The sequence below is a fragment of the Wolbachia endosymbiont (group A) of Scambus nigricans genome, from assembly GCF_947251485.1.
Taxonomy (GTDB): Bacteria; Pseudomonadota; Alphaproteobacteria; order Rickettsiales; family Anaplasmataceae; genus Wolbachia; species Wolbachia pipientis.
Genome location: NZ_OX366356.1, coordinates 817,699 through 830,051, shown reverse-complemented (window position 1 = coordinate 830,051; position 12,353 = coordinate 817,699). Strand labels below are relative to the sequence as shown.

13 protein-coding genes and 7 pseudogenes are annotated in these 12,353 nt (G+C 34.2%); 12 read left to right on the top strand and 8 right to left on the bottom strand.

Going from position 1 to position 12,353, the window contains the following annotated elements:
* Window positions 1-99: 99 nt before the first annotated feature.
* Together OPR46_RS04725 and wmk are read left to right on the top strand one after the other, a co-directional pair.
* Window positions 100-585 (top strand): annotated as a pseudogene (locus OPR46_RS04725) (helix-turn-helix domain-containing protein); the annotation flags it as partial.
* Between the two features lie 46 nt (window positions 586-631).
* A complete protein-coding gene (wmk, locus tag OPR46_RS04720; RefSeq protein WP_265044089.1) occupies window positions 632-1,609 on the top strand; it encodes a WO male-killing family protein Wmk in 978 nt (325 codons plus the stop codon).
* 39 nt (window positions 1,610-1,648) lie between these two features.
* Here wmk and OPR46_RS06765 read toward each other — a convergent pair.
* From OPR46_RS06765 to OPR46_RS04685, 6 genes and pseudogenes are all read right to left on the bottom strand, one after another.
* Window positions 1,649-2,319: pseudogene (locus tag OPR46_RS06765) on the bottom strand (hypothetical protein); the annotation flags it as partial.
* A 168-nt stretch (window positions 2,320-2,487) separates the two neighbouring features.
* Entirely contained in the window at window positions 2,488-2,709 is a 222-nt protein-coding gene (locus tag OPR46_RS04705; protein WP_265043020.1) for a hypothetical protein, read from the bottom strand.
* Window positions 2,710-2,776: 67 nt separating this feature from the next.
* Window positions 2,777-3,208, bottom strand: a complete 432-nt coding sequence (locus OPR46_RS04700) for an ankyrin repeat domain-containing protein (RefSeq protein ID WP_319606855.1) — start codon at window positions 3,206-3,208, stop codon at window positions 2,777-2,779.
* Between the two features lie 151 nt (window positions 3,209-3,359).
* Window positions 3,360-4,325, bottom strand: a complete 966-nt coding sequence (locus OPR46_RS04695) for a phage late control D family protein (protein WP_265043017.1) — start codon at window positions 4,323-4,325, stop codon at window positions 3,360-3,362.
* On the bottom strand, window positions 4,322-4,531 hold the full coding sequence (locus OPR46_RS04690) for a tail protein X (protein ID WP_265043015.1): 210 nt from the start codon (window positions 4,529-4,531) through the stop codon (window positions 4,322-4,324). The genes OPR46_RS04695 and OPR46_RS04690 overlap by 4 nt, the downstream gene beginning before the upstream one ends.
* Window positions 4,528-4,875 (bottom strand): phage tail protein, encoded by a 348-nt coding sequence (locus OPR46_RS04685; RefSeq protein WP_265043013.1) that lies wholly within the window; start codon window positions 4,873-4,875, stop codon window positions 4,528-4,530. Before OPR46_RS04685 ends, OPR46_RS04690 begins: the two co-directional genes overlap by 4 nt.
* Before the next feature lie 42 nt (window positions 4,876-4,917).
* On the opposite strand from OPR46_RS04685, the gene OPR46_RS04680 reads away from it, so the two are divergent.
* From OPR46_RS04680 to OPR46_RS04635, 10 genes and pseudogenes are all read left to right on the top strand, one after another.
* Window positions 4,918-5,055: a major capsid protein gene (locus OPR46_RS04680; RefSeq protein ID WP_265043011.1), complete on the top strand. Its 138-nt coding sequence runs from the start codon at window positions 4,918-4,920 to the stop codon at window positions 5,053-5,055.
* A gap of 17 nt (window positions 5,056-5,072) precedes the next feature.
* Window positions 5,073-5,366 (top strand): head-tail joining protein, encoded by a 294-nt coding sequence (locus tag OPR46_RS04675; RefSeq protein WP_265043009.1) that lies wholly within the window; start codon window positions 5,073-5,075, stop codon window positions 5,364-5,366.
* Window positions 5,359-5,760 (top strand): annotated as a pseudogene (locus OPR46_RS04670) (phage tail protein); the annotation flags it as partial. The gene OPR46_RS04675 and the pseudogene OPR46_RS04670, both read left to right, overlap by 8 nt.
* Before the next feature lie 104 nt (window positions 5,761-5,864).
* A pseudogene (locus tag OPR46_RS04665) lies at window positions 5,865-5,975 on the top strand (phage tail protein); the annotation flags it as partial.
* On the top strand, window positions 5,972-6,445 hold the full coding sequence (locus OPR46_RS04660; RefSeq protein ID WP_265043006.1) for a hypothetical protein: 474 nt from the start codon (window positions 5,972-5,974) through the stop codon (window positions 6,443-6,445). The pseudogene OPR46_RS04665 and the gene OPR46_RS04660, both read left to right, overlap by 4 nt.
* Window positions 6,432-6,638, top strand: a pseudogene (locus OPR46_RS04655) (phage baseplate assembly protein V); the annotation flags it as partial. The gene OPR46_RS04660 and the pseudogene OPR46_RS04655, both read left to right, overlap by 14 nt.
* Before the next feature lie 102 nt (window positions 6,639-6,740).
* A pseudogene (locus OPR46_RS04650) lies at window positions 6,741-7,319 on the top strand (phage tail protein); the annotation flags it as partial.
* 168 nt (window positions 7,320-7,487) lie between these two features.
* Window positions 7,488-7,889, top strand: a pseudogene (locus OPR46_RS04645) (ankyrin repeat domain-containing protein); the annotation flags it as partial.
* A gap of 212 nt (window positions 7,890-8,101) precedes the next feature.
* Window positions 8,102-8,380 carry a recombinase family protein gene (locus OPR46_RS04640; protein WP_265043004.1) on the top strand — a complete coding sequence of 93 codons (279 nt, stop codon included), beginning with the start codon at window positions 8,102-8,104 and terminating at the stop codon, window positions 8,378-8,380.
* A gap of 184 nt (window positions 8,381-8,564) precedes the next feature.
* Window positions 8,565-9,194 (top strand): hypothetical protein, encoded by a 630-nt coding sequence (locus OPR46_RS04635; RefSeq protein WP_265043003.1) that lies wholly within the window; start codon window positions 8,565-8,567, stop codon window positions 9,192-9,194.
* Window positions 9,195-9,199: 5 nt separating this feature from the next.
* On the opposite strand, the gene OPR46_RS04630 is transcribed toward OPR46_RS04635, so the two are convergent.
* Window positions 9,200-10,984, bottom strand: coding sequence for a ribonucleoside-diphosphate reductase subunit alpha (locus OPR46_RS04630; RefSeq protein WP_265043001.1), 1,785 nt, complete (start codon window positions 10,982-10,984; stop codon window positions 9,200-9,202).
* 58 nt (window positions 10,985-11,042) lie between these two features.
* Window positions 11,043-12,119 carry a methyltransferase domain-containing protein gene (locus tag OPR46_RS04625; RefSeq protein WP_265042999.1) on the bottom strand — a complete coding sequence of 359 codons (1,077 nt, stop codon included), beginning with the start codon at window positions 12,117-12,119 and terminating at the stop codon, window positions 11,043-11,045.
* Between the last annotated feature and the right edge of the window lie 234 nt (window positions 12,120-12,353).

Below are 12,353 nucleotides of genomic sequence, written 5' to 3'. Positions count from 1 at the left end.
CTTTCTTATAATAGTCCGAATGCGATAAGATATGTGTTTATGGCTATAGCAGGCCAGTAGCATATTACGGTCTGTTCGGATTATTGTAAAAAGAGCTATAACTTATCTATTGGTGAGTATGAGGAGAACAAAATTCCGGTTCCATATAAAGTAGGGCAAAGGATAAAAGAGTGGAGATTGATACGAGGATATACACAAAAAGATTTAGCGAATAAAGTTGGCATAACAAATCAAGGAGTATACGAGTATGAACAAGGGAGAGCTGCTGTCTCACTTGAAATGTTAGATGAAATAGCAAAGGTATTATCAATCAGTATCATAGATCTACTTCCCGAATCAGATGAGGATAGTGAAGCGGAAGAAAAGCTATCAAACTTGATAGAAGAATACAAAAAGATTGAGAGTCGGGAATTACGCGATATGCTAATCAAGTCTTTATTTGAAGGTATACATGTTTGTAGAGAAAAGGTCAGAGAGGAAAAGAAGATTGAAGTTGCAAGGAATTTAGTGAAAGAAGGAATTTCTGTTGATATTATCTTGCAAACGACAGGCTTATCAAATTATATGATTGAGAAATTTTTGTGATTTCATAGAAACTTAGCCAATAGTGGATTTTTTTGTGATAGAATATATGTTTGCTTCTGTAGGAAAAACAGCTTTTAGAGGATTTATCTATGATAATTCAGAGCATATTGGCTCAGTAAGCTACGAGCTAGGGAAAAAAATAGAAGGTTGTAGCATAGTACAAGGGTATACTCGGGCAAAACTAGCAAGCAAAATTGGTTTAACACATAAGGAAATACATAACTTTGAACTAGGGTGCAAGGCTATTACAATCAAAGAATCGTATATAATAGCAGGAGCATTGTCAGTTAGTGTTGTAGATCTACTTCCAGGACCAACAGTACTAAGAGAAAACGGTTGGTACGAAGATGAGGATAAAGAAATAGTCTATCTAACAAAAATACATAGAGAAATTAAGGATCAGGAATTACGCAAGAAGCTGTATCCATTAGTAAGGTTTGTATATATTAGCGAGAAAATTAGCCAAGAAGAAGCGAAAATAGAAGTAGCAAAGAATCTAGTGAAAGAAGGAGTTTCAGTTGATATTATTTCCCAAGTGACTCGCTTATCTACTTATGAGTATGATGATATAGAGAAAGAAATTTGTACTGATTCTATACTCTACAAAGTGGGGAAAAGGATAAAAGAGCAGAGATTAATACGGGAATACACTCAGGAGGACTTGGCAAATAAAATCGGTTCAACACCTAAAGAAATACACGACTATGAACGAGGATATACAGACATTCCAATTGAAATATTATATAAGATAGCAAAGACATTATCAGTTAACATTAAAGCTCTTGGACTAACAGAATATGAAAATGAGCCATTTTTGAGGTTTGTAGGTAAATGTGAAAAAATTGAGGATCAAGAATTACTGGATATGGTAGCTAGATCTTTATCTGAAGGAATGCAAACTGGTAAAGAGAAGGTTAAAAAAGCAGAGAAAATCAAGATTGCAAAAGATCTAGTTAAGGAAGGTGTTGCTATTGATATTATTGTGCGAGCAAGTGGCCTAACTGCTGATGAGTGTGAAAATTGAATTGTGTTAAACAATATATTAAGATATAAGTAAAAATAGTTATATATTTAATATTTCTATACAGAATTTCTCTATCACTTTCTGATTATCCTCTATCATTTCATTTGCCTCTTGCTGAAGAGATTTGATATTTTTTGATGTAATATTATCCATGTCAGATGATGCTATTTTTAATTGCGATTGTATGCGTATATATTTATCAGCTATAACTTGATCAAGTTGGTAGTTTACTGCATCTAAACTTGAAGCAAACATCACATGTATAGCTCTTTTTACAATAATCCGAACAGACCGTAATATGCTACTGGCCTGCTATAGCCATAAACACATATCTTATCGCATTCGGACTATTATAAGAAAGGCTATAATAGTGGTTTTATCCAGCCTATTTTTCCTAATCTTCTTGAATTAGCTATGCTTCTATCTGTTCTTCCAGTACCTATCGATAACAGCACAATATTGTCATTTGGAAATAACCTTTTACCACTAGCATAAGCACAAGCCGCTGGATTATTGGCAAACACCCCGCCATCCACTAACACCATTTCCTTGTGGTTGATTTTAAGATATTTAGGTGTAAAGTAAGTAGATGCAGCCGTTGCAGCTCTGAGTGCATCTTTTAGCCTGATAAAATTTCTGTCTTCTCTCCAGCTCTTAAAAAAGAAAGGATAGTTGTTGTTAATATCATAACTTGTTATCAGTACCTTGCTTAATGTATAGCTCTTTTTACAATAATCCGAACAGACCGTAATATGCTACTGGCCTGCTATAGCCATAAACACATATCTTATCGCATTCGGACTATTATAAGAAAGGCTATATTATCCCTCTAATGCCACCTCCATCTACAGATAAAATGTACTTTGTCACTGTAAAATTTATTTGTGTTTGTGAATAGCTTCAAGTTCGTTGACTTCTTCAGTGAGGTTTTTCACTCTCTCTTCAAGTCGATAGACTATTTCGATTAGTCCTTGGTTTTTTTCTATAAATTTATCATGGATGTGTACACGTAAGTCAAGTTTTGCCAACCACCATATGAATCCTACAGTTTGTAGAACTATTGTTATTATTACCGCTATTGGGATTTTTTGATTTTGCATGTGAAGGTATTAATCTATTATGGATAGTTTTAGAAGTTTATATACAGATTATAGAAAACTTACAGCTTTAGTGATTACTTTTTGTTGATTCGTATCGGTCCTCTGCTTCTGCAAGTAGCTTAATGATTTCCCTGTAAGGTTTATCTTTATTGTGTCTTGATTCCACTACAGCCATATTTCTAGGTCTTCTTCCATCTTTAGCTGTAGCAGTGGGATCTGCACCTTTGTCTAATAAAAGCTTAACAACCTCTAAATGGCCTTTATCTGCAGCATGATGCAAGGCTGTCCATCCCATATATCCACCTGTGGCACTTATATCAGCTCCTTCCTCTACAAGAAACTTTACAACTTGCAGACACCCTGAACTAGATGAATAATGCAAAGCTCTCATCATAGGAATTTGTGTGTTAATATCTAATAGGTTTTTTACTGAAAATTCTGTAACTGCCAAACTGCAGTTCTTAGAGGCAATTTGTAGTATTGCTTTATAATTACCCACAGCTTTACTCTTTGTATAGCAGCATGTAATAACAACACATATAATTGTTATCATCAGCCATAGAAAATTTATCTTATTCTTTATGTTCTTACTTATTTTGTTCATGTCTAACATTTTTTTAGAATTAAATAATCATTTGCTTAAGTTTCACTTAAACAGCTTTGCTCGCTGCTGCCTCTACTATAGTTTGATATCCTCTATTATTCAGAATATGTTCTGCCTTGCTAATTACCCATTCACCTTCAATTTCCTGACAAAATCCTGAAAGGCTGATCTTAGCTTCTGCAAATAATTCTGGATTACCAGGAACAGTTACATTTAAATTTGATGTACTACGTTTTAGTTGTTTTAACTTGGCTGCTGCTGCACTAATTGCTGATTCTGCGGTAGAGTAAAGCGTTTGCAGGGTATAACTTGGACCCTCATTTCCCACTTTCTCTTCTATAGTTTCTCCCTTCTCATAACTGTGCCATTTTGCAATAACAGATCCATATTTGTTACGTACATTAAAATTTACTTCCCAATTTATAATATCTTTAGGTGTTAATACTGTTGTACCTAACATCTTTCCAGTCGCTGATCTTGCTTCTCCCTTCGGAATAAAAATTATATATCCTCCTGCTGGTTTTACTAGTGCATCATATTTTTTGCCTAATCCTTCCAAAAAACTCATGTCGCTTTCATCTGCTTGAATGGTATGTGGTATAAATATATTTTCAAATCTTTCAGCGACTTTACCTTCATGCCCATGTTCTTGTGCTATTTCTTTAATCAAATCTCCCAAGGTAATGTCTTTCCATTCCTTTGATTTTCTTTCCTTTAATGATCCTCTTAAACTTGCAGCGTCACATTTTATTCTTAAAGTTTGTGGTGGACTTTGTATTGTAATTTGATTTGCCTTATATACCCCCATAGGTAATAAACCTGTTTCTTTATATCCTAGAAAAACCTGTAAATTACCCTTAAGTTCTAAAGCGCTAGAGCTATAATTAATACATATCTCAGCTTCGTCACTTGTAGTACCTGATCCATCAGTGACATGTAGTAATATTAAACTCTTTTTTAAAACCTCTGTTACTGGGTTATTTTTTGCTACTATATCAAAATCTGGTGTCATTCATCTAAAATGTTTATAACAGATTCTTTCGGTATTTTTTGAATTTTAGGAAGCTTAATTCTTAATCCAGCGGGCAAAAAACTTCCATGTTCTACAAGGCCTGAATTTTCAAGCAATACTTCCTCCACTGCTCCACTACTGTATCCATAATGTTTCCAGCAAATTTCATCTAACATTTCGTTTTCTTTCGTGTAATAATAAATCACTTACTGTAACCTTTTAACTTCAAAATAAACTCAACTTTTCTCGGTTTTCCATCAGGAAAAAATAATATCTGTTTTTCTTCTACATTAGTAATGACAAAATTTCCAAGTATATTTCCTGAATTATCAACTAGAACGTGTGGTTCTTTAGTATCACGTATATTTTTTAGCCGTTCTAAGCCGTTACTCTGATAACGTGGATAAATTACTCCTGTTAAATCAATACATTCAATTCCTGAGCCAATGTTTTGTAGCGACGTTTTTTCAATACATTCAATTGTATACCACCTTTTTTCTTTACTGTATATTAGGCTTATTGGTTCAAGCTTACATTTTCCAAGCAACATCAATGTATAGCTCTTTTTACAATAATCCGAACAGACCGTAATATGCTACTGGCCTGCTATAGCCATAAACACATATCTTATCGCATTCGGACTATTATAAGAAAGGCTATACATACGCAGTCGAATCCATTGCCAATGTGCCATCGTCCGGGAGTTTTGGTAAAAATTAGTTCTAGTTGATGAATATAGGAAAATTATTGGAAGATTGTTTTGAGCATTTAGGAGTGGAAGCCACATATTGTAATAAAAATAAGGAGGGCATTCGTAGAATAAAAGTGCTAATTAAACGTCCTGAGACTACGTACTCTCTAGGTGCAGATGGAGCATTAACTCAGCAAATTGCTTCTATAGAAATACGTGATCAGGACGTTACTTCCTTTAGCATAGGTGATTATATCAAGATTGAAAAAAGGTTCTACAAGATTTTTGAACCACCGTTAAAAGATTCTTCGAGTGAAATATGGAAAATTGAGGCAATAGAAAATGTTTGATATTAAAATTAGTAACAATATTAATGAAATAGTCTACAATATTGACGAAAAAGAGCAGAAAGTAAAACTGGCAGCTATAAAAGCACTAAATAGAACAGCACTATGGTTAAAAGCGCAAGCAGCTAAGGAAATCAGTGAGGAAAAGAAGATAAAATTAAGTTTGATAAGAAAGAGATTAAGAATTTTTAAAGCAAAAACAAGCAGATTAGAAGTGTTAATTAGAGCAAATCTCTACGACATTAGAGCATCGACAATTGGCAAAATACAAAAAACAAGAAGAGGATCGAAAGTAGGGAAGCATGAGTTTATAGGAGGATTTGCAGCAGTTATGACAAAAGGAAATAGCGGTATGTTTAAACGTGAAGGAAGAGCAGCATTGCCAATAAAGGAAGTTATAGCCTTTCTTATAATAGTCCGAATGCGATAAGATATGTGTTTATGGCTATAGCAGGCCAGTAGCATATTACGGTCTGTTCGGATTATTGTAAAAAGAGCTATAAATTGTCACTCGAACCTGAGGCTTCAAGGATAATAGGGAATCTTGTTAATTATGAGGTTGAGGAAGTGTTTGAAAAGTTCTTTGAACGTGATATTACAAGAAATATATGAATTTTAAAGATTTGCATAACGCAATCTGCACTACGCTGAAGAAAGAAATACCAGCAATTCAAACTTGTGAAATTTATCCATCGATAAGGAAAGAATTATTAGCGCCAGCGTTATTTGTAGAGCTTGTGAGTTTAGAATCGGGAAAAGATCCAGTAACAGAAGAATTAGCACTGAAAGCAAGATTTGAAGCACGAATTGTGATTGATAGCACAATAGAAAATGCAGCTATTATTGTCAGAACATTAGCTGCTGAGGTGGCAAAAGTTGTAAACAAAAATACATGGAATATAAAAAATGTTTCACCAGGAGAATTTATCTCTGCAGAAATTGACGTATTTAGACCCGAATTAGATGCATATTTGGTGTGGATGGTTGATTGGAGTCATCAGCTTCATTTAGGTAAATCGATATGGACAGAAAATAAGATTAAGCCACATACGATTATAATAGAAGAAAATGTTAGAGAGTAATTTTGCTATTTCAGAGCTGCAAAGAAAGTTAGCAAACATTGTACGAATAGGAGTTGTAAAAGAAGTAGATTATGAGAAAGCAAAAGTAAGAGTGAAGATAGGAGAACTTTTAACAGATTTTCTTCCATGGATAACTTCTAGAGCAGGAGAGGAAAGAAGCTGGCTACCACCAAGCATAAATGAACAGGTAGTATAGCTCTTTTTACAATAATCCGAACAGACCGTAATATGCTACTGGCCTGCTATAGCCATAAACACATATCTTATCGCATTCGGACTATTATAAGAAAGGCCATATCTACGCAACCATTATGAACAAACATTTAGTAATGACATATATCGATTAGATGTAGCAGTACTTGGAGAAACAGAGCCTTATACAAAAGATTACAAAGGCGTCTATGAAAGAAGTCATCAGTGGTATAACTTAAAAGCACTATATCCATTACCACAGAGTTTATTACCAGAAATTAAGTTTGCGAAGGCGCAAGTTATATTATCGGACAGTTGGAACTTAGAAGAAATAAATGCGTGCTTTCCGGTTGGTAGCATAGAAGAAGGAAATAAATTTGTATTGGGAAACGATAAACTTTCATGGCAACGTTGGAATTTAAAACACAAACCAATTTTAGAAAGGTTTAGCGTTACTCACAACTATAAAGTAGAAAATTATACAGATCAGAAGGTCAGAAAATATGTTTTAGCAGAACACAACGTTTACTATAAAAATGATTTGGATTCAGAGCAAAAAGACTCAATACACGAATTAGAAAAGCACATTTTAGTATTTTACCCGGGAGTACTGAAGTGGCATGAACATCGACATTTGCACAGAAGTTGGAAAGATAGTCGAATAATATCTCTAATAAGTTAAGTGCTTATATTTAGACACTCATATATTATATTAATAATAGGTAAAAGTGTATGAAATAAAAAGAAAAAGACTTGCTTTCTCATGCTAAAAAGGACATGACTTGAATAGCAGCAGGTAAACATAAGAAATTTATCTAGCGCTAGAAAAGCTAATTTTGTGAGGTATGAAATGAGTTTTAGCAAGAGTAAGTTTTTTAAAGAAGTATCAAGTAACGGGTTTAAAAACATTAATAAAAGAAATGAAGAAGGAGAGACGATCTTGCATCAAGCAGTAGAAATCTCTGATTACAAAACAGTGAGATTATTAATAAAAAAAGGGGCAGAGGTAAATGCAAGAGATAAAAATGGTTATACACCACTACACTGTGCAGTATTTGCGAAAAGCTTAGAAAATGTAAAAGTGCTGCTAAGTTCGGGAGCAGAAGTAAATGCCACTCAATATGTCACTGGATGTACGCCACTGCACTCTGCGTGCAAAATAGGAGGAGCAGGAGTTGAAATAATAAAAGAGCTGGTAAAGGCTGGAGCTGAAGTTAATCAACTGAATAAGTACGGTGCAACACCAATGTATAGCCTTTCTTATAATAGTCCGAATGCGATAAGATATGTGTTTATGGCTATAGCAGGCCAGTAGCATATTACGGTCTGTTCGGATTATTGTAAAAAGAGCTATAACTTGCCGATACGAGCCAGATGAATTAGCGGAACAACATCTAGCAGACGCCTATGAGCTGTTACTAAGGTATGCGGTAAAAAGAAACAATGAAAAGGAGATAAAGAAAAATGATAACAGTGGCCTTATATGCAAGAGTTTCATCGAAGAGTCAAGCGCAGAACAATACAATAGAGAGTCAAATTGCCGAGCTCAAGCATAGAATTGCTGCAGATAAGCATGAGTTATTGAATGAGTATGAATTTAAGGATGATGGGCTTAGTGGGTGGAGTTTAGAACGTGAAGGTTTAGATGCATTACGTGATAAAGTAGGAGAAGATCAAATTGATAAAATTTATATTCATTCACCTGACCGACTATCAAGAAAATCTGCACATCAAATGATATAGCCTTTCTTATAATAGTCCGAATGCGATAAGATATGTGTTTATGGCTATAGCAGGCCAGTAGCATATTACGGTCTGTTCGGATTATTGTAAAAAGAGCTATACTATACGTATTACTGATGGTAGGGAGAAGTGTACTAATAAATTGGTCCGTACAGATATGTTAGAAACAGCTATATGGGAAAAGGTGAAAAATTTACTAAAAAACCCAGAGATAATAAAAAATGAGTATCACCGTAGAATTGCAGAAAATAAAAATGATGAATCATCAGATAAGAAGTTTGCAAGAAGGGAAAATCAAATAAAACAAGGCATCGAAAAGTTAATGGAAGACTATTATAGTCAAGAAAATGTAGGAGATAAAGGATATATAAGTGAGGAAGAATTTAAACAGACGATGAAAGGAATGAGGGAACGCTTAAGAGGGATAGAAGAAGAGAAGAAAAAGGTAGTTGATCAAAAAGCAATAGAGAAGGGAATGAACCTTATCATCAACACTATAAAGAGTCTTTATTCCAGTGTAAAATCTAATTTGGAACAGCTAGATTGGCAAACTAAGCGTGGCATCATTAAAGCATTAGTAGAACGAATTCAGATTGGTTATGACCAGGTAGAAGTGGCGTTTAGAATCGAAGAACCAGCAAAGGATGGAGAGATTTTTAATTTGCAACATTGTACTGGACGTCATGATAAGGGGGCTGGCGGAGTTTGTCAAGAAAGTTTTTTCGTTTCTATTCCCAATAAAAGTGCGTTATATGGTTATGCAAGAAGTCTATTTACCCATTTGCTTAACTTTCTCTCTACTTTTTTTGAGTAAGGCCGCTATTGGCATGACAGACATTCATCGTAGTCAATATCTGTTTTTTGTTGCAATATTTCACTTTTTTTGAATATGTCATGCGAGACCTTATCGGCTCTCTGCATTGATTGTGATCTGCAGTAATATAAGCTCTTCAATCCTTTTTTCCAAGCAAGCATGTGTATTTTGTGCAAGTAACGTTTATGTACGTTGGCAGGTAAGAACAGATTTACTGATTGAGATTGACAAATATACGAAGTTCTATCACTTGCATGTTCTATAATCCATCTTTGGTCAAGCTCGTACGCTGTTTTAAATGTCAATTTTTCATGCTCACTAAGAAAATCTAAATGCTGAACGGAACCCTCGTTTGTTGAAATTGAAGACCATATTTTATCATTGTCTTGATTTTTTTCTGCTAATAGTTTTTGCAAGAATTTATTTCGCACTACAAATGAACCTGTAAGTGTCTTTTGTATGAATACGTTTGCTGCGTATGGTTCTATTCCAGGGGAGGTATTACCTGCAATAATGGAGATCGAGGCAGTAGGAGCAATAGCGAGTTTGTGTGTAAACCTTTCCATTAGATCAACTTCTTTGGCATCAGAACATGCTCCCTTTTCTTCTGCTAATTTTTTAGAAACTATATCTGCTTGCTCGCGTAAATACTTAAATATTTTTTTATTCCATTGTTGTGCTGTTACTGATTCAAAAGGAACCATTTTGCTTTGTAAAAATGAGTGAAAGCCCATCACACCAAGACCAATACTGCGTTCTCTGGCTGCAGAATATTTTGCTCGCTGCATTTCATTCGGTGCTTTATTTATGAAATCTTCCAATACATTATCAAGAAAGCGCATTATATCTTCTATGAAGAGTTTATTGTCTTTCCATTCTTCGTAGTACTCAAGGTTTACGGATGATAGACAACACACAGCAGTGCGTGACTTATTCAGGTGATCATAACCTGTGGTTAAAGTTATTTCACTGCATAGATTTGACATCTTGATGTCTAAGTTGAGCTTTTTGTAAGATTCTGGCTTATTGTTATTTGTTGTATCAAGGAAAATAATGTAAGGTTCTCCAGTTTCAACTCTTGCTGTTAATATTTTGATCCATATATCCCGCGCTTTTACAGTTGAAATAACCTTATTGTTGTGAGGGCTTATTAAATTCCATTCTTGATCATTCTCAACAGCCTGCATAAATTTATCTGTTACTATTACAGCATGATGTATATTTAACGCTTTGCGATTTGGGTCACCGCCTGTTGGCTTGCGTAAATCTAGAAACTCTTCTATCTCCGGATGAGATACAGGAAGGTAGACTGCTGAACTTCCTCGCCTTAGGGATCCCTGACTAATTGCAAGCGTTAGAGCATTTTGCACTACAATAAATGGAACAATTCCTGATGTTTTGCCGCTACCCTTTACGCTTTCGCCTATTGAGCGTAAATTTCCCCAATAACTACCTATGCCTCCTCCACGTGCAGCAAGCCAAACATTTTCGTTCCATAGATCAACTATTCCCTGCAAGCTGTCTTCGGTTTCATTAAGAAAGCAAGAGATAGGTAACCCTCTCTTAGTGCCACCATTGCTGAGTATTGGTGTTGAAGGCATGAACCACAAGTTGCTCATGTAGTCATAAAGACGCTGCGCATGTTCTTTATTATCAGAATAGTAATTAGCAATACGTGCAAAGAGGTCTTGATAACTTTCATTTTCTATTAAATACCTGTCTGATAGAACTGCTTTTCCAAAGTCGGTTAATTTGCTGTCCTTTGCGTAATTAATGGTAATGTTATTCATAAAGTTCCTTTTATTCTTTTATTATATATAGGTACTTAAAAGTCATTTTGAGCGATTTTTAAGTTAGGTTTTTCGGATTTTTTTGTTGATGCTGTAATGCAAACAAGATACTGTCAACCTGACTGCCATATATTTTACAGTAACTCATATAACTTATTTGCATATTTATTTCTTTTGCAACATGTTGAACATAACTTTCTGAGTGACGAAAATAGTCTCCTTTGTTTACAAAGTCAATACCTTCACCTTCCTTTCTTCTTATTAAACATACAATAACTCCTTTTTTGCTCGTAGATCTTTTTGCTAATTCCAACTCTTCTTGAAAGTCATGTAGATAATGTAGTACTTCAGCAAAGATAATTACATCATACTGCTGGTTTTTCTCTTGTTTAAGAAACTCTTTCATTTCCATATGTATTAATTCATTGTAAACAGGCTTACCTTTTATAAAGCATCCTCTTGCGATATTTAGCATTCTACTTGAAATGTCAATTCCTGTTATATGGTTTCCAATACTATTTATTTTCAAGAAATGACCACATATTCCAGTTCCACAACCAAGGTCGAGTATATTGAGCTCAGAAGTGGAGTTGTTGAAGATTTTTGTAATTATCATGTGTACAAGTTCATGCCCTCTATATTGTTTGGCAATCAACCAATGCTCAACAAAATATTCACCTGTGTAATCAAAATATTGTCTTATGAGGTTTTTTGGCAATTCTGTAATAGGCGCTGAGTTTGTCATTTTTTTTATATAGTAAGACGCCTCCTCGTGGTCATTATCTAATTTTAGTGCCCTTGTTAAATAATTACAAGCTTTGTTAGTATTCCCTACCGCAAAATGACACCTTCCGATGTTATACCAGACTATAGGTAAATGGGGGTAAAATATGCTAATTAACCAAAATCGTAACTTTGCATCTGATATGCTACCTTTATAAAAGTGATATAAACCGATTTCAATGTTGGTGTTTAACAGGTTCTTAGATTTTTTAAGAAGCACTGTCATTTCTTTATGAAGAGTATTATATTTATTCACAACGAAGTGTTTTACTTTCTTAATATTTAATACGCCAATGAGCTTAGACATACAATTTAAAGCAACGTTTTTTATAAAAGAGAGATTACTTTTCATACGTTAGAAATACTCCGAATGTTTATTATCATTTTTAGGCAATTGATTTTAACACATTTTATCTTACAAAATATCTTTTTCATTAATTTTTACTGTATATATAAGTTTACCACATATTTCTCAGATTATACTGTTTAGGATTGCTAGTATATTGTTGTTGATAATATAAGTAAATGTTTTGTGCAAAAAGGCGTTGACATATTATTTATTAGGTTGTAGTATATAAAAGATTAA